Here is a 16,858-nt window from a genome sequence, read left to right as displayed (position 1 = left end):
GCGCTCAACTCCCCAGGGATCCGGTGGTCACGTGCACGCTGGCGCACGACGTTAACCACCGGATGAACCCTGGGGAAGGCAAACGCGAATACTTGTCACGTTTGGCGCAGTACTTAAGTCGTCACAGCTGCGAGATGTCGAGCTTTCCCTCGGAGTGGAAGGCCCGCAGCCGCTTCTTGTCGAACTTGCCGACGCTGGTCTTGGGCACCTCCTCGATGAAGGTCCAGTTCTCCGGCAGCTGCCACTTGGCCACCTTGTCGGCCAGGAACTCGCGCAGCTCCTCGGCGGTGGCCTGCTGCCCTTCGCGCAGCACCACGGCCACCAGCGGCCGCTCGTCCCACTTCTCGTCCGGCACGCCGATCACCGCGGCCTCGGCCACCGCCGGGTGCGACATCACCGCGTTCTCCAGGTCCACCGAGGAGATCCACTCGCCGCCGGACTTGATCACGTCCTTCGCGCGGTCGGTCAGGGTGAGGAAGCCGTCCGGGGTGATCCGGCCGACGTCACCGGTGCGCAGCCAGCCGTCGTGGAACTTCTCCGGGTCGACCTCGGCGCCACCGTGGTAGGACGCGGCGATCCACGGCCCGGCCACCTCCAGCTCGCCCACCGACTTGTCGTCCCACGGCAGCACCTCGCCGTTGTCGCCGATCAGCCGCGCGCGCACCGAGGCGGGGAACCGGCCCTGCGTGTAGCGGTAGCGCCAGCGCTCGTCGCCGGTGGCCGACTCCGGCGGGCGCGCCACGCTGCCCAGCGGCGAGGTCTCGGTCATGCCCCAGGCGTGCAGGATCGGCACGCCGTAGCGCTCCTCGAAGGCGTGCATCAGCGACGGCGGCGCGGCCGAGCCGCCGACCACCACCTCACGCAGGTGCGAGATGTCCTGCGGCTTGGTGTCCAGGTACTGCAGCAGGCCCTGCCAGATGGTCGGCACGGCGGCGGCGAAGGTGGGCTTCTCGGTGGCCAGCAGCTGCGCGATCGGCTCTGGCTGGAGGAAGCGGTCCGGCATGACCAGCGTGGCGCCGACCATCAGCGCGGCGTAGGGCAGGCCCCACGACATCGCGTGGAACATCGGCACGATCGCCAGCGCGGAGTCGGACTGGGCCAGCCGCATCGAGTCGGACATGCACACCTGCATGGAGTGCAGCCAGATCGAGCGGTGGGAGTAGACCACGCCCTTCGGGTCACCGGTGGTGCCCGAGGTGTAGCACATCGCGGCGGCGGAGCGCTCGTCCACTTCCGGCCAGTCGAACTCGCTCGGCTGCCCGGCGAGCAGTTCGCGGTACGAATGGACCTGGACGCCGTCCGGGGCTTCGAGGGTCGAGGCGTCACCGTTGGCCACGATCACGTGCCGGACGGTGGTCATCTGCGGCAGCTGCTTGGCGAACAGCGGCACCAGCGTGCCGTCCACGATCACCACGTGGTCCTCGGCGTGGTTGGCCACGAAGACCAGCTGCTCGGGGAAGAGCCGGATGTTGAGCGTGTGCAGCACCGCGCCCATCGCGGGCACGGCGAGATAGGCGGCCAGGTGCTCGGCGTTGTTCCACATGAAGGTGCCGACGCGCTGGTCGCCGGTGACACCGAGACCACGGAGCGCGTTCGCCAGCCGCGCGGCGTGCGCGCCGAGTTCCCCGTAGTTCTCGCGGCGGGATTCTGTACCGGTCCAGGTGAGGACTTCGCTCCCGGCGTGCACGGTGGTGCCGTGGCGCAGCAAATTGCCGAGCGAAAGTTGCCCGTCCTGCATCGTGCTCAACATCGATGTCTCCCGATCGGTGCTCCGGCGGACCAAGTTGGGGCCGACTCTAATCCGGGGACGGCCGATCGGGCAGGGTTGTGCGCCCGTTCGGCACCAGGTGTGTCCGAGTTGTGAACGGTCCTTCGGAAGGGTGACGCCGGTGCCGGTGCGCGGTGTGCGCAGTTGTCCGCGGAATTACCGGCATTTCTTTGGTGCCAACAAAATCGACTGTTCCGAATAGCCGGTTACCGGTTCGCTCGGTGATCACCCGGCGAGTGGTCCCAGTGGCCGGAACGCTCCCAACCGGACAGTCCCAGGGGGTGTTTCCGCAGGCCGGGGCCGGGGGATGTGGGGTTGCCCGTACAGCCAAGGACGGGTACTAAGTGCGTGTCGGTTGCACAAGGGTGGGCCTCGTGGCGTTTACTGGGCCGGTGGTACGAGGTGGCCTGGCCAGCGCATGGCTAAAGCTTGCGTCGAGACTTTCGGCCACCGCCGCGACAGCGGACACCTGAGAAGGAAAGGACTAATACGTTGGCTCTGCCTACGTTGACGCCGGAGCAGCGTGCCGAAGCCCTCGCCAAGGCGGCCGAGGCTCGTAAGGCCCGCTCCGAGCTGCTTGCTTCGATCAAGTCCGGCAAGGAGAGCATCGACAAGGTGCTGCTCCGTGCCAAGGAGGACAAGACCATTGGCAAGACCAAGGTCACGCAGCTGCTGAAGGCCGTGCCCGGCCTGGGTGCGGTGAAGGTGGCCGCTCTGCTGGAGCAGGCCAAGATCCCGGAGGACCGGCGCGCCGCCGGGCTGGGTGATGTCCAGCGCCAGGCGCTGATCGACGCGCTGAAGTAGCCTTCGCGCAGTTCACAGGCGTGCGGGGCCGGTGACGGGGGACCGTCACCGGTCTACCCGCACGCGTGCTCGGCGGTGCTCTTGCTCACTTCGAGCCGACCGGCCACGGACAAACTCCGGCGGCGGGCGGAAACTTGAGGTGGACGCGGAGATCCCGCCGAGAGGAAGTGGGCTGATGACGGCGACGGCGCACGAAGGTGCACGGGTCGCGGATCTGCTGGACGGGTACGCGCCGGGTGACTTCTTCTTCGGCACCGACCGGCACACCCTGCTGGGTTCCGGAGTGGACGGTGCACTGTCCGAAGCGGACCCGGTGGTGCTGGCCGAGCGGGTGGCCGACGGGCTGTCGGAGGCCCGGCTGGCGGTCGGGATCCTGCCGTTCGACACCGGCCCGGACGCGACTTCGCCGGGACACGTGCTGTTCCCCCGCGAGGTGCGGACCAGTGGGCCCGCCCATCCTGCCGCCGCCTCGCTGCCGCAGGCGGGCGTCGGCGTCCCGTCCGCGATGCGCCCGGTGCCCGAACCCGCCGCCCATGTGGCCGCGGTGGCCCGCGCGGTGGAAATGCTGCGTGACGAGCGGCTGCGCAAGGTGGTACTGGCGCGGGTGCTCGACCTCGAATTCGACGAACCTCTCCGGCCCGAGGCCATCCTGCGCAATCTGGTGCGCGGCAACCCGTCCGGTTTCACCTTCGCCACCCCCCTTCCGGGTGGTTCGACTTTCCTTGGCGCGACACCGGAACTGCTGCTGTCACGGCACGGTGAGCGCGTGGTTTCGCACCCGCACGCCGGTTCCGCGCCGCGCTCGGCCGACCCGCGCATCGACGCGGAGAACGCCCGGCGGCTCGCCGAGTCCGGAAAGGACCGTCGTGAGCACGCCGTGGTGATCGAGGACATGGTGGAGAACCTGCGGCCGTTCTGCACGCAGTTGCGCGTGGCGCCGACGGAAGTGGTTGGCACGCCGACGATGTGGCACCTCGGCACCACGGTCACCGGCACGCTGGCCGACCGGGACATCACCGCGCTGCGCCTGGCCGCCGCGCTGCACCCGACGCCGGCGATCTGCGGCACCCCGACCGAAACCGCGCGGCGCGTGGTGGGGGAGTTGGAGCCGTTCGACCGGGGCTACTACGCGGGCGCGGTCGGCTGGGTCAACGCCGACGGCGACGGGGAATGGGCGGTCGCGATCCGCTCCGCGGAGGCGGCGGCGCGGACGCTGCGCCTCTACGCCGGCGGCGGCATAGTCGCCGACTCGGACCCGGAAGCCGAACTCGCCGAAACCACCGCGAAATTCGAAACGGTGCTGCGGGCAATGGGCCTGGGTCACCCATAACGGGGACCGTGCCAGTCGGGGGCTGCCGGGTGTCGGGTGCAATGAATGTGGCTTTCATAACGCCAGACGCTATGAAAGCCACATTCATTGCACGGCTGCACGGCTCGGCGGCGCGGCAGGACACGGGTCCGTCCGGCGAGCGGCGAGGCCCAGCCCGCAGCCCGGCACGGCAGCGTGGCCCGGCACGGCACCGGTTCGGTGGGCGGCGAGGCGCGGCCCGGCGGCCAGGCATGGCCCGGCGGCCAGGCGCGGCCCGGCGGCCAGGCATGGCGCGGCGGCCCGGCACCGCGCGGCGGCACCGCTGCGGGCCCGGCAGCAGCGAGGGCGGGCAAGCCGCGGCGCGGCACGGCGGGCACGGCGGTGCGGCTTGGGTTCGGCGGGTGGCACGGGCGCTCGCGGCAGGGCGGCGGGCGGCGAGGGCGGGCCGATGGCGGCGGGCGCGGCCGCAGCCAGGTGGCGGCCGCAGCCAGGTGATCGAGTGGCGGCGGCGACCGGCGGCGGCCGTGACATGGGTCAGCGGGCGGCGAGGCCGTCGAGGTGGCGGGTGAGGGCGTATTCGAACAGGCCGTCCAGGTCCGCGACGACCTCGTGCGGGATGGCTGCCAGTCGTGGGTAGTTGCCGCGGTGCAGGAGGTCGGTGGTCCGGGCTTCCCGTGCCAGCCACCACAGGTCGAAGGTTTCGCCGGTGCTCTGCTCGGCTTCGATCTCGGCGGCCAGCGACAGCGCCGTGGTCATCACCAGCGAAGGCAGGATGACCGCCTCCCGGGCGCGGTCCGCGGGCGAAAGGTCCAAGCCGTCCAGTGCGCGCAGCGTCCATTCCGTGTGCGCCATGGCGTTCGGCAGCAACATCGGCCGGGTGAACGAGATCACCCTCGGCAGCCAAGGGTGCCGCTGCGCCAGGTGCCACAGCAACCGCGCGGCCAGCTCGAGTTTGGCGCGCCAGCCGTCCGGGCCCGGGTCGGGCAACTCGTTGTCGCCGAACACGGTGTCGGCCATTTGCGCGACCAGGTCGTCCTTGCCGGCCACCAGCCGGTACAGCGACATCGGGCCGACGCCCAGCTCGGTCGCGAGCCGTCGCATGGAGACCGCGTCGAGGCCTTCGGCGTCGGCGACGCCGATCGCGGCGCGCACGAGCTGACCCCGGTCCGGCGCCACCGCGCCCTCCCGCCGCCGCGGCCTGCTCGCGCGGGCGCTGACCACCGTGCCCGAACCGACCTTCGTTTCCAGCACACCCGAATCACGCAGGACCGCCATCGCCTTGGTGGCCGTCGCCACCGCCACACCCCAGTCGTCGGCGATCCGCCGGATCGACGGCAGCCGGTCGCCCGCCCGCAGCTCACCGTTGTCGATGCGGGCCTGGATCGAGCTGACGATCCGGCGGTACGGCGGCTCGGCTGGCTTCGGCATGGCCGCGATTGTACTAGTACACTCGCCGCGATACTAGGACACAGTCTGAGGGAAAGCTATGAATACAACGGAAAACGGCCGACGGAAACCCCGAATAGATACGGTGTATTCATGAGCGAGATCGTAGCCGGGGGAACCGGCGAATTCATGACCGTGCGGCACCTGAAGCTGTCCGGAACGCAGGCGGAAATCGGGCGGGCGCTCGCCGAACAGGCGAGGGACGTCCACGGCTGGCAGCCGACGCCCGCCGACCCGACCATCGAGCGGGCGCGGCGGGCCTGGTTCGAGCGCAACTGGCCGCAGCACCACGCGCGCCTGGTCGGTGCCGCCGAGGTGGCTGGCGTGCCACTGGACGAAACCAGTGTCCACCTGGACGCCCTCGCCGGGGTCCCGACGGGCTCGGGCTGCTCGGCCACCTGGTGTGCGACGCCGGACGGTGGCCTGCTCGGCCGCAACTACGACTTCTTCACCGTCGGCTGGGCGCAGATGTTCGCGCTGATGTCGGGCACCGAAGCCCCCGAGCACGAGCCGCCCGTGGCCGCGCGGCCGTACGTCGTGACCACCGTGCCCGACGACGGGCCCGCGGTGACCTTCGTGACGATGAACGAGCTGGACTCCGCCATGGACGGCATCAACGAGCACGGGCTGTCCGTGGTGCTCCTGATCGCCGACGCCGAGAACGCGGGCGCGCCGGTGCCCGCCGGACCGCAGGTCGGGCTCAGCCCGTCCCAGCTGCCCAGGTTCCTGCTGGACACCTGCGAGAACGTCGAGCAGGCCAAGTCGGCACTGCTGGACGCCAAGCAGTACGACCTCGGTGTGCCCCTGCACTACCTGATCGCCGACGCGTCCGGGCGGTCGTTCGTCTGGGAGCACGCTCATGGCGGCGTCGAGCACATCGTCGAGCCGGACGGTGACGCGTTGTGCGTGACGAACCACTTCCTCCACCGCCCCGCGGATGCGTCGAACGACGGCGAGGAAACGATGTTCAGCCACGAACGACTCGACCGGCTGAGCAAGCGCACGGCGTCGGGCCCGATGTCACCGACGCTGCTGCGCGAGGCGCTCGACGAGGTGCGGTTCACCGCGGGCAAGGCGGGGGACTACCCGCTGCGCACGTTGTGGCGCACGGTTTTCGACCTCGGCGCCCGGACCATGTCCGCGCACTTCTACCTCGGCGACACCGCGGACGGTGAACCCCGGTACAGCCCGGAGCTCACCTTCCGGCCGGCGGGCTGAGCGTCAGACGTCCTTGGCGCAGGAGCCGGTGAAGCCGTTCCCGTTGTACGCGGGCCAGCCGAGCACGCCGCGGGTGATCGGGCCGTAGATGCCGTCGTTGTCGACACCGCGCTTTTCCTGTGCGTAGATCAGCGCTTTCAGGGTCTGCTCACCGAAATCGCCGTCGGCGGCGATGTTCGCCTTGTAGTTGCAGAGCTTCAGCGCCTGCTGCAGCGCGGTCACGGCGGAACCCGAGTCGCCGTAGGAGAGCTGGCAGTTCCGGCCCGCGCCGTTGGTGTTCACCGGCTGGCGGATGTAGTTGTTGCCGAGCGAGATCTTCTTGACGCTGTTGCACGTGGCCGCCGCCGCGGAGACGTCGGCCGACGCCGTGGCCGGGGCGAGGCCGAAACCGGCGGTCAGTACCGCGGCCGTGACCAGAATCCGTCGCATGGGTGCTCCCTTCCTTCGGGAGTCATCCTCACCACGCCGCTTTCCCGGCGCTTTCCTGAACCGGAAAGCGCCGGGACGCGGTTCAGGCAGGCCAGACCGATTCGGTCACCTTGATCTCGTCGGTGGTGAGAACGGCGACGGCGGCCCGGTAGCCCTCACCCGGGTTCAGGTCCGCCATCCGCGTGCCTTCGGGCGTCAGCGCGGCGTCGCCGGAGTGGACCAGCCGCGCCGGTTCGCCGAACGGCGACAGGGTCAGCGCCTGCAGCGGGATCTTCAGCCCCCGCCCGGTCGCCTTCATCAGCGCTTCCTTGCGGGTCCAGTAGGTGAAGAACGCCTCGGTCCGCTCGGCCGCCGAAAGTCCTTCCAGCGCCGCGCGTTCCGCGTCGTTCAGCGCGTATTCGATGAGCGAGTCGTCGGCGCGCCGGGTGGCCGTCTCCACGTCGAGGCCCAGTGGCGCGTCCGCGATCGCCAGCCCGATCCAGTCGCCCGAATGCGAGATGGAGAACCGGAAATCGGCACCCGGCACCCGGGGCGGGCCGTGCGGCTTGCCGCAGTCCTCGCAGGTGGCGTCCAGCTCGATCGAGCCGGGCGCGCGGCCCAGCCGTTCACCGGAGACCGTTTTCGCCAGCACGCGCCCGGTCAGGAAGCGCAGCTTGTCCTCGTCCTTGCGGTACGCCCGGTACCGGTCGACCTCTTCGGGGGCCAGCAGCGCCAGCCGGTCCGCGGTGGCGGGCAGCGGCGCCGCCCACCAGACCGTGCAGTCGATCACGAACTCTCCTTGGATGCGACGGGTTTGCTGTCCTCACCATGTTCGTCGAGCAGCGTCGCTTCGTCGAACGGTTGCCGTCCGGCGAGCACCTCGTGCACCTGCTCCCGGTCGATCTGGTTGGTCCAGGTGCCGATCAGCACGGTGGCCACCGCGTTGCCCGCGAAGTTGGTCAGCGCGCGGGCCTCGGACATGAACCGGTCGATGCCGACGATGAAACCGACCCCGTCGACCAGTTCCGGCCGATGGGAGGACAGCCCGCCGGCCAGCGTGGCCAGCCCGGCGCCGGTCACCCCGGCGGCACCCTTCGAGGCGATGATCATGAACACCAGCAGCGAGATCTGCTCGCCGATGGACAGCGGGGCGTTGAGCGCCTCGGCGATGAACAGCGACGCCATGGTCAGGTAGATCGCGGTGCCGTCGAGGTTGAACGAGTAGCCGGTGGGCACGGTGATGCCGACGACCGGCTTGCTCACCCCGAGGTGCTCCATCTTCGCGATCAGCCGCGGCAGCGCCGATTCCGACGACGAGGTGGACAGGATCAGCAGGAACTCGCGGCCGAGGTAGCGCAGCAGCGAGAAGAGGTTGACCTTCGCGATGAACCAGGTCATCAGCGCCAGCACGACAAAAACGAAGACCGCGCAGGTCAGGTAGAAGCCGATCATGATGATGGCCAGGCTGCGCAGCGCCGACCAGCCGGTTTCCCCGACCACCGCGGCGATCGCGCCGAACGCGCCGATCGGCGCCGCCCACATGATCATCGCCAGGATGCGGAAGACCAGCCGCTGGATGTGCTCGATGCCGCGCCGGATCGGCTCGCCCTTCGGCCCGAGCTTCTGCAGCGCGAACCCGGCGAGCAGCGCGACCAGCAGGGTCTGCAGCACCTCGCCCTCGGTGAACGCCGACACCAGCGTGGTCGGGATGATGCCGACCAGGAACTCCGTGGTCGACTCGCTCTCCTTGACCTGGCTCTGCCCGGACTTGGCGATCGACTCGGTCAGGTTCAGCCCGTCGCCGGGGTGCAGGATGTTGCCGACCACCAGGCCGATCACCAGCGCGACGGTGGACATCACCAGGAAGTAGCCGATGGCCAGCCCGCCGACCTTGCCCACGCTGGCGGCCCTGGTCACCGAGCCGACGCCGAGCACGATCGTGCAGAAGATGATCGGCGAGATCATCATCTTGATCAGGTTGACGAACGCGGTGCCGAGCGGCTTGAACTCCTTCGCCAGCTCCGGTGCGGCGAAGCCGAGCACGATGCCGAGCAGCACCGCGACGATCACCGCGATGTACAGGTAGTGCGTCCGGTCGCGACGTCGTGTCTGCGGCGGTTCGGTCGCCATTGGCTCTCCTTGCGCGGACCCCGTGATCAGTTTTCCGGGCGGAAACCTACGGCAACACCCAGTTCTCGTACAGCCGAGTGCTACCGTCGACTAAGCAAGCGCTTAGTTATCTGCTGGGAGGCCCGCCGATGGACTTCACCCTCAGTACCGAAGAACGCGAAGTGCGTGACTGGGTGCGCACCTTCGTCCAGCGTGAGCTGGTTCCGCGCGAGCAGGAGGTGCTGCGCCGCGAGCGTGCCGGGCAGCCCGGCCTGACCGAGGACGAGCTCACCGAACTGCAGCTCAAGGCCAAGGAGTCCGGGTTCTGGGGCGTGCAGACGCCGGAGGACTACGGCGGCATGGGGCTGTCCGCGGTGATGACCGCGCTGCTGGAGGCCGAACTGGGGCGCACCTTCGTGCAGTTCCGCTTCGGCGGTGCGGCGGACAACATCCTGTTCCACGCCAACGAGGAGCAGAAGGAGCGCTACCTGCTCCCGACCATCTCCGGTGAGCGGAAGTCCTGCTTCGCGATCACCGAGCCGGGGGCCGGCTCGGACGCCAAGGCCATTCGCACCACCGCGCGCAAGGTCGGCTCTGACTGGGTGATCAACGGCGAGAAGACCTTCATCACCGGCGGCAACGAAGCCGACTTCACCATGGTCTTCGCGATCACCGACCCGGAGAAGGGCGCCGACGGCGGGGTCACCTGCTTCCTGGTCGACCGCGACATGGGCTGGCGCTCGGAGTACATCGACACGATGGGCGAGTGGGGTCCGGCGGCGCTGGTCTTCGAGGACGTCCGGGTGCCGGAAAGCCAGATCCTCGGTGAGCTGGGCGGCGGGTTCAAGCTCGCCATGCAGTGGATCGGCCGCGGCCGCTACCTGCTGCCCGCCCGCGCGATCGGCTCGTGCGAGCGGCTGCTCACCATGGCCATCGACCACGCGAACACCCGCGAGACCTTCGGCGCGCCGATCGCCGAGCGCCAGGCGATCCAGTGGATGATCGCCGACTCCGGGGTGGAGCTGGAAGCCCTGCGCTGGCTGGTGCTGCACGCGGCGTGGCAGGTGGACCAGGGCCTGGACTCGCGGCACGCGCAGTCCATCGCGAAGCTCTACGGCGGGGTGAAGGCCAACGAGATCGTCGACCGCGTGCTGCAGATCCACGGCGGCATGGGCTACACCCGTGAGCTGCCGATCGAGCGCTGGTACCGCGAACTGCGGCTGCTGCGCATCTACGAGGGCACCGACGAGATCCAGCGGCGGACCATCGCCCGCAACCTGCTCAAGGGGCACGTCAAGGTGGGCGGGGTGCTCGGGTGAGAACCAGAGCGGTGGTGGTGCGCGCGGCGGGGGAACCGGCGCGCGTGGAGCAGATCACCCTCCGCGAGCCCGGCCCGGGTGAGGTGCTGGTGCGGGTGGCGGCGGCCAGCGTGTGCCATTCGGACCTGTCGGTGGCCAACGAAACGCTGGTGCACAACAAGCCCGTGGTGCTCGGGCACGAGACCTCGGGGCTGGTGGCGAAAACCGGGCCGGGGGTGGACGGCTTCGCCGAGGGCGACCCGGTGCTGCTGCTGTGGAATCCGCCGTGCCGCGAGTGCTGGTACTGCACGCAGGGCGAGCCGTACCTGTGCGAGAACATCGAGCGGCACTGGGCCGGTTCGCATGGCGTGGACGACGACGGCAACCCGACCCACCCGTGCCTCGGCGTGGGCGGGTTCGCCGAGTACACCGTGGTTCCGGTGGCCGCCTGCCGCCGCCTGCCCGCGGACATCCCGCTCGACCTGGCCGCGTTGCTGGGCTGCGCGGTGACCACCGGGGTGGGCGCGGTGCTGTCCACCGCGAACGTCCACAGTGGTCAGTCGGTGGTGGTGGTCGGCCTCGGTGGGGTCGGCTTGGCCGCCGTACAAGGCGCGCGGATCGCCGGGGCGGACCCGATCATCGCGGTGGACCGGGTCGAGGAGAAGCTGGCGCTGGCCGCGTCGATGGGCGCCACCGAAACGCTGCTCGCCGGGCCGGAGGTGCGCAAGCGGGTCAAGGCGCTGACCGGCGGACGTGGCGCGGACCACGTGTTCGACTGCGTGGGGCTCGCCGCGACCATCAAGGAGGGCTGGAAGACCGCCCGGCGGGGCGGCACGCTCACCGTGGTCGGCATCGGCGGCCGGACCGAGGTGGTCGAGTTCAGCTCACTGGAGCTCTACCACTTCGCCCGCAGCATCCTGACCTGCGTGAACGGCTCGCTCGACCCGGATCGGGAGCTGCCGGCCTACATCGAGCACGTGCGTGCCGGGCGGCTGGACCTGCCGGCGCTGGTCAGCAAGGAGATCGGCCTGGACGGCGTGCCGGCCGCCCTCGGCGAACTGGCCGAGGGGCGGCTGGCACGCGTCCTGGTGAAGCCGGGAATCTGACGTACTACGGGAACCGCACAGGGCTATTTCGACTGGGCGCGGACGGCGAGCGGAACGCCGGCCAGATCTTCCTCGTTGCAGAGGAGCTTGAGGTCGTAGTACGGCCGGCCTTCCCGCTCGTCGTAGTCCAGGTGCAGGGCCAGTACGTCGATCGGCTCACCGAGCCATTCCTGTGCCTGGCGGAGCCAGGCTGCGCAGCGCTCCAGCGCCGCGGGCAGCTCGTCATCGCGGAATTCGACCGGACGATACGGCACATCCTGTACCTGATCGCGGGGGTTCTCCGGGGTCGGCAGACCGGGAGCGAGACCGGATTCGTCCAGTTCGAGTTGGATCGTGTGCTCAGTCACCCTTCGAGCGTCCCCCAGTAATGCCGTCTGAGCAAGGCGCCGCGTGCGGATTTGGCGTGTTCCACACGTCCGCGACCACCGCACGGCAATATCGGAGATCCGGATCGGGCCCTTTTCCGGCGCTCATCAGCGCCCGCATCGCCAGGCCGGCATATTCGGCGGCGAGCGACTCCAGGGTGAGCGGGCCACGGGGTGAGTACCACCGCGAAACGCCGTTGCACATCTCCAGCAGCGCCAGCCGGGTGATGGACGGCTCACCGGCGGAGAACACCCCGGAGGCGATGCCGTCGGCGATCGCGGTGGCCCACAGCTGCTCGTAGGCGTCACGCAGGCGCACCACCGGTTCCTGCGCGGCGGGGGAGAGCGCGCGCAGTTCGTTGTCCACCACGCGCGTCTCGTCCGGGCGGAGTGCGTGACTCATCACATGCAGCGCGACGAGCCTGCCCAGCCGTTCCCGCGGATCGGTGACCCCTTCGGTCGCTTTTCCGGCCCCTTCGAGCAGCCTTTCCAGGCATTCGCGCATGATGCCCGCGAGCAGTTCCTCCTTGGTCCCCATGTAGTGGTAGAGGCTCGCCGAGGACAGGTTCGCCGCCTGCGCCAGATCGCGGATGCCGGTGCCGTGGAAGCCCTTCTCGGCGAACAACCGGATGGCGGCTCGGCGGACCCGGTCGGCGGAGGTCACGGCAGCCACCGCGACTCCGTTCTGTCGTACACGCCGGCCAGCGGGTCCTCCTTGCGCAGTTCGCCCTTGGCCACCCGCTCGGAGGGGGTGAGCGGCAGCGCGTCGGCGTACACCCAGAACCGCGGCACCTTGAAGTACGCCAGCTTTTCCCCGCAGAAGCTCGCCAGCTCCTCCGGGTCGACCGCGCGCTCGCCGCTGAGCACCACGTAGGCCTTGATCTCCTCACCACGCAGCTCGTCCGGCACCGCGATGACCGCGGCGAGCCGGACCTCCGGATGCAGCAGCAGCGCGCGCTCCACCTCGTCGGCGGAGACGTTCTCGCCGCTGCGCCGGATCATGTCCTTGGTCCGGCCGACGTAGAACACGCGGCCTTCGGTGTCCATGCTGGCCAGGTCGCCGGTGTGGAACCAGCCACCGCGGAACGCGTGCGCGGTGGCCTCGGGATCATCGTGGTAGCCCTGCATAAGGCCGATCCCGCGGATCAGCAGCTCCCCGGTTTCCCCGCGCGGCAACGGCTTGCCGTGCTCGTCGGCGATCATCACCTCGCGGGCGGGGTTCGGGCGGCCGATGCAGCCGGTGCCGACCAGCTCGTCGTGGTCGTGCGCGGAAACCCGGATGTCGCTGCCGGTCTCGGTCATGCCGAAGGCCTCGAACCACGGCACACCCCAGCGTGCTTCCAGCTCGGCGTGCAGCTCGCGCGGGATGGCGGAGGCGAAGATGGCACGCACGTGGTGTTCGCGGTCCTCCGGCGATTCCGGCTGACGCAGCAGCAGGGTGGGCATCAGGCCGAGGCAGTAGAACCAGGTGACGCGGTGCTCACGCACCTTCGCCCAGAACGTGGACGGGTGGAACCGGTCGAGCACCACCAGCTTCGCGCCGGCGGCCAGGCCCAGCGCCACGTTCCACTGTGGATCGATGTAGTGGAACGGCTGCGCGGTGAGCAGCACGTCACCGGAGTAGACCTCCGGATCGTGCAGCACCAGCGACTTCGCCAGTGTGGTCCAGTAGCGGTGCGGCAGCACGCAGCCCTTCGGCGCGCCGGTGGTGCCGGAGGTGTACTGCACGTTGGCCGCGCGCTCACCCGCACCGGTGAATTCGCGCGCGGGTCCCGTTTTGCTCAGCTCGGCGGGCGTGAGCACCTGGCGCACCGAGGTTTCCGGCGCGATGGTGGTCAGCAGTTCCACGAACTCCTCGGCGGCCACCGCGAGCTTGGCACCGGAATGCGCGAGCACGTGCTTGCCGTCGAGCTCGCGGTAGTTCGTGTTGACCGGCACCAGGCTCGCGCCGAGCTTGGCCAGCGCGAGCCACAGCAGCGGGAACTCCGGCTGGTTGCGCAACATCACCGCGACGCGATCACCTTCTCCGACACCGAGTTCGGCCAGCGCGACGGCGAATTCCGTGCTGCGGGCGTCGATGTCGGCGAAGGTGAGGCGTTCGCCGGTGGCGTCGAAGTGCCAGGCTTCCTTGTCCGGCCACTGCGTGGCGGCCCGGGTGACCAGCGTGACCAGGTCGTCTACTTCGGTGAGCGCGGTCATGTGCGGTTCCGGAAGTCGTCGGCCGACTTGGCGAAGTCGGGTGAGGTCTCGGTGATCAGCGCGTGCGCCACTTCCAGTTCCAGCGTGGCTTCGAGCGCCGAGTCGATGCCGTGGTCGATGGCGCGCTTGGCCAGCGTTGCCGCGGCCGCCGGGCGCTCGGCCAGCTTCTCCGCCCAGGTCCGGGCGGTTTCGTGCAGGTCGTCGCTGCCGGTGACCTGGTTCACCAGGCCCATGTCCTTGGCCGCCGTCGCCTCGATCTTCTCGCCGAACAGCAGCAGCTCCCTGGCCTTGAGCGGGCCGACGAGCAGCGGCAGCAGCCGCGAGGCCGCGCCGGTCACGCTCAGGCCCAGCCCGACCTCGGGAAAGGCGAACACCGCGTCCTGGGAGGCCAGGATCAGGTCGCAGCCGAGCGCGAATTCAGCCCCGGCCCCGACCGCGTACCCGTGCACCGCGGCGATCACCGGCTGCGGCAGGCCACGCAGCCGCCGGGTGACCTCCTGGAGTCGCTCGATCCGGGGACGCGAGTCACCCGGCTGGGGGGCTTCCTTGAGGTCGTGGCCCGCGCAGAACGCGCGGCCGCGCCCGGCGAGCACCACGGCCCGCGCGCCGGAGCCCGCCACCGCGTCGAGCGCGGCCAGCAGGTCGTCGACGAGTTCGGCGGAGACAGCGTTGAGCCGGTCCGGCCGGTTCAGCCGGATTTCGGCGACGCCCTTTTCGACGGTGAGTTCCACGGTGCCGGTCATGCCGCCAGCCTAGACGCCCGATCGATCGATCGATAGGGTGAATTCATGCAGGTGGACGCGGTGTACGAGAACGCGAGGGTGTGGACGGGCGAAATCCGCACCGAGGCCGTCGCGGTGCTGCACGGCCGGGTGGTGGCGCTCGGGGAGGACGCGAGCGAGCTGTCCGCACGCCGTCGCGTCGACCTCGGGGGCGCCTTCGTGGTGCCCGGCTTCCACGACGCCCACAACCACATGGCGTGGTTCGGCATGGGGCTCGACGACGTGCCGCTCGGCGCGTGCCGCAGCGTGGCGGAGGTCTACGACGCCATCGCCGCACGTGCGCGTGAGCTGCCGCCGGGTGCCTGGATCATCGGCAGCGGGTACGACCAGAACAAGCTCGACGGCGGCCACCCGACCCGGCACGGCCTGGACCGCGCGGCGCCGGAGCACCTGGTCCGGTTGAAGCACACCTCCGGGCACATGACCGTGGTCAACTCGCGCGTGCTGGACCAGCTGGACCTGGCGAACGTGCCGGTCGGCGGGGACGTGGTGACCGACGAGCACGGCTCACCGACCGGCCTGCTGCGTGAACAGGCCCAGCTGCTGCTGCGCCCGCTGACCTATCCGACTCCGCTGGAGACCGTGGTCCGCGGGCTTGGCCGGGCGTCGGAGCGGTTCCTGGCGGAGGGCATCACCAGCGTGCAGGAGGCGGGCGTCGGCGGCGGGCTGGTCGGCGAGACACCCGCCGAGGTCGCCGCCTACCAGCTGGCCCGCGACCGCGGCCTGCTCGGCGTCCGGGCCACGGTGATGGTCGCCTCCAGCGTGCTGCACGACCTGGAAGACGTCGGTTTTGGCATCGACCTGGGCATTCGGAGCGGTCTCGGTGACGAGTGGCTGCGGATCGGGCCGATGAAGCTGTTCGCCGACGGCTCGCTGATCGGCCGGACCGCCGCGATGCACGACGACTTCGCCAACGACCCCGGCAACCGCGGCTACTTCCAGGTGCCCGAGGACGAGCTGGCCGAGACGATCCTGCGTGCGCACCGCGCGGGCTGGCAGATCGCCACGCACGCGATCGGCGATCGTGCGGTGACGGCCGTGCTCGACGCCTACGAAGCCGCGCTCGCCGCCCACCCGCGTGCCGACCACCGGCACCGCATTGAGCACTGCGGGGTGCTGCGGCCGCAGGAGGTGTCGAAGCTCGCCGGGCTGGGGCTGATCCCGTCCCCGCAGGGGCGGTTCGTCAACGAGATCGGTGACGGCATGCGCGCGGCGCTCGGTCCTGAGCGTGAAGGCTGGTGCTACCGCCTACGCAGCGTGCTCGACGCGGGCTGCGTGCTGCCCGCCAGCTCGGACCGGCCGGTGGTGAACGGCGCGCCGCTGCTCAGCCTCAACGACATGGTGCAACGGCGGACGGCGGGTGGTCACCTGTTCGGGCCGGAGGAGCGGCTGACCCCGGAACAGGCCCTGCGCGCGTACACCTACGGCTCGGCCTACGCGGCCTTCCGGGAACACGAACTCGGCACGCTGTCGCCGGGCAAGCTCGCCGACTTCGTGGTGTTGTCGGCGGATCCGACGGTGGCCGAAAGCCTGCCGGAGGCCAGGGTGCTCGCGACCGCCGTCGCGGGCGAGATCGTCTACGAGGAGGACTGATGCCCGTACGCGACGCGGTCGCCGGTGACATCGAGGAGATCTGCGCGCTGATCGAGGAGCACGCGGTCTACGAAGGCAAGGACGACCTGAAGCTGGACCGGGCCGAGATGGGCGGCTTTCTCTTCGGCCCGTCGCCGAAGGCCTGGGTGCTGATCGCGACGCCGCCGGACTCGGCCGCCGTGGCCGGGTTCGCCTTCTGCTCGTGGAACTTCTCCACCTGGGAGGCGCGGCCGGGGATCTGGCTGGACGACCTGTTCATCCGGCCGGAGCACCGGCGGCACGGCCTCGGCCGTGAGCTGCTCGACGAGCTGGCCCGGCGCACCCCCGGCCGGGTCGAATGGGACATGCAGGCCGGGAACACCAGGGCCGAAGCCTTCTACGCCCAGCTCGGCGCCGAGCCGGTCCCCGGGTGGATCCGCTACCGCTGGCGGCCTGCCCCGAACACGTAGGCTG

The 16,858-nt window shown here is 70.1% G+C and carries 16 protein-coding genes; 7 read left to right on the top strand and 9 right to left on the bottom strand.

What is annotated here, in order from left to right:
* Positions 1 to 121: 121 nt before the first annotated feature.
* On the bottom strand, positions 122 to 1,750 hold the full coding sequence (locus A4R43_RS25755) for a long-chain fatty acid--CoA ligase (RefSeq protein WP_113694661.1): 1,629 nt from the start codon (positions 1,748 to 1,750) through the stop codon (positions 122 to 124).
* A gap of 510 nt (positions 1,751 to 2,260) precedes the next feature.
* Here A4R43_RS25755 and mihF point away from each other — a divergent pair.
* Entirely contained in the window at positions 2,261 to 2,572 is a 312-nt protein-coding gene (gene mihF / locus A4R43_RS25750) for an integration host factor, actinobacterial type (RefSeq protein ID WP_113694660.1), read from the top strand.
* 175 nt (positions 2,573 to 2,747) lie between these two features.
* Positions 2,748 to 3,902 carry an isochorismate synthase gene (locus A4R43_RS25745; protein WP_113694659.1) on the top strand — a complete coding sequence of 385 codons (1,155 nt, stop codon included), beginning with the start codon at positions 2,748 to 2,750 and terminating at the stop codon, positions 3,900 to 3,902.
* Between the two features lie 513 nt (positions 3,903 to 4,415).
* On the opposite strand, the gene A4R43_RS25740 is transcribed toward A4R43_RS25745, so the two are convergent.
* Entirely contained in the window at positions 4,416 to 5,309 is an 894-nt protein-coding gene (locus A4R43_RS25740; RefSeq protein ID WP_113694658.1) for a TetR/AcrR family transcriptional regulator C-terminal domain-containing protein, read from the bottom strand.
* Positions 5,310 to 5,420: 111 nt separating this feature from the next.
* On the opposite strand from A4R43_RS25740, the gene A4R43_RS25735 reads away from it, so the two are divergent.
* On the top strand, positions 5,421 to 6,545 hold the full coding sequence (locus A4R43_RS25735) for a C45 family autoproteolytic acyltransferase/hydolase (RefSeq protein WP_113694657.1): 1,125 nt from the start codon (positions 5,421 to 5,423) through the stop codon (positions 6,543 to 6,545).
* Positions 6,546 to 6,548: 3 nt separating this feature from the next.
* On the opposite strand, the gene A4R43_RS25730 is transcribed toward A4R43_RS25735, so the two are convergent.
* The 3 genes from A4R43_RS25730 to A4R43_RS25720 form a co-directional block, all read right to left on the bottom strand.
* Positions 6,549 to 6,974: a peptidoglycan-binding domain-containing protein gene (locus A4R43_RS25730; protein ID WP_113694656.1), complete on the bottom strand. Its 426-nt coding sequence runs from the start codon at positions 6,972 to 6,974 to the stop codon at positions 6,549 to 6,551.
* Positions 6,975 to 7,056: 82 nt separating this feature from the next.
* Positions 7,057 to 7,743, bottom strand: coding sequence for a 4'-phosphopantetheinyl transferase family protein (locus A4R43_RS25725; RefSeq protein WP_113694655.1), 687 nt, complete (start codon positions 7,741 to 7,743; stop codon positions 7,057 to 7,059).
* Positions 7,740 to 9,083, bottom strand: coding sequence for a cation:dicarboxylate symporter family transporter (locus A4R43_RS25720; RefSeq protein ID WP_113694654.1), 1,344 nt, complete (start codon positions 9,081 to 9,083; stop codon positions 7,740 to 7,742). Before A4R43_RS25720 ends, A4R43_RS25725 begins: the two co-directional genes overlap by 4 nt.
* Positions 9,084 to 9,211: 128 nt before the next feature.
* Between A4R43_RS25720 and A4R43_RS25715 the strand changes: the two genes are divergently transcribed.
* Positions 9,212 to 10,381, top strand: a complete 1,170-nt coding sequence (locus A4R43_RS25715; RefSeq protein WP_113694653.1) for an acyl-CoA dehydrogenase family protein — start codon at positions 9,212 to 9,214, stop codon at positions 10,379 to 10,381.
* Positions 10,378 to 11,466, top strand: a complete 1,089-nt coding sequence (locus tag A4R43_RS25710; RefSeq protein WP_113694652.1) for a zinc-binding dehydrogenase — start codon at positions 10,378 to 10,380, stop codon at positions 11,464 to 11,466. Before A4R43_RS25715 ends, A4R43_RS25710 begins: the two co-directional genes overlap by 4 nt.
* 23 nt (positions 11,467 to 11,489) lie before the next feature.
* Here A4R43_RS25710 and A4R43_RS25705 read toward each other — a convergent pair whose 3' ends face one another.
* The 4 genes from A4R43_RS25705 to A4R43_RS25690 are packed head-to-tail and all read right to left on the bottom strand — an operon-like array spanning position 11,490 to position 14,773.
* A complete protein-coding gene (locus tag A4R43_RS25705; RefSeq protein ID WP_113694651.1) occupies positions 11,490 to 11,813 on the bottom strand; it encodes a hypothetical protein in 324 nt (107 codons plus the stop codon).
* A complete protein-coding gene (locus A4R43_RS25700) occupies positions 11,806 to 12,495 on the bottom strand; it encodes a TetR/AcrR family transcriptional regulator (protein WP_113697874.1) in 690 nt (229 codons plus the stop codon). The genes A4R43_RS25705 and A4R43_RS25700 overlap by 8 nt, the downstream gene beginning before the upstream one ends.
* Entirely contained in the window at positions 12,492 to 14,030 is a 1,539-nt protein-coding gene (locus tag A4R43_RS25695; RefSeq protein WP_113694650.1) for an ATP-dependent acyl-CoA ligase, read from the bottom strand. The genes A4R43_RS25700 and A4R43_RS25695 overlap by 4 nt, the downstream gene beginning before the upstream one ends.
* Positions 14,027 to 14,773 carry an enoyl-CoA hydratase/isomerase family protein gene (locus A4R43_RS25690; RefSeq protein WP_113694649.1) on the bottom strand — a complete coding sequence of 249 codons (747 nt, stop codon included), beginning with the start codon at positions 14,771 to 14,773 and terminating at the stop codon, positions 14,027 to 14,029. The genes A4R43_RS25695 and A4R43_RS25690 overlap by 4 nt, the downstream gene beginning before the upstream one ends.
* 45 nt (positions 14,774 to 14,818) lie before the next feature.
* Here A4R43_RS25690 and A4R43_RS25685 point away from each other — a divergent pair, with 45 nt between their 5' ends.
* A complete protein-coding gene (locus tag A4R43_RS25685) occupies positions 14,819 to 16,405 on the top strand; it encodes an amidohydrolase (RefSeq protein WP_113694648.1) in 1,587 nt (528 codons plus the stop codon).
* Complete coding sequence (locus A4R43_RS25680; protein ID WP_113694647.1) at positions 16,405 to 16,854, top strand: GNAT family N-acetyltransferase; 450 nt, start codon at positions 16,405 to 16,407, stop codon at positions 16,852 to 16,854. The genes A4R43_RS25685 and A4R43_RS25680 overlap by 1 nt, the downstream gene beginning before the upstream one ends.
* Positions 16,855 to 16,858 lie beyond the last annotated feature (4 nt).

The sequence above is a fragment of the Amycolatopsis albispora genome, from assembly GCF_003312875.1.
In the GTDB taxonomy this organism is placed as follows: domain Bacteria; phylum Actinomycetota; class Actinomycetes; order Mycobacteriales; family Pseudonocardiaceae; genus Amycolatopsis; species Amycolatopsis albispora.
The sequence above is the reverse complement of the archived record's forward strand: the minus strand, read 5'-3'. Positions and strand labels throughout refer to the sequence as shown.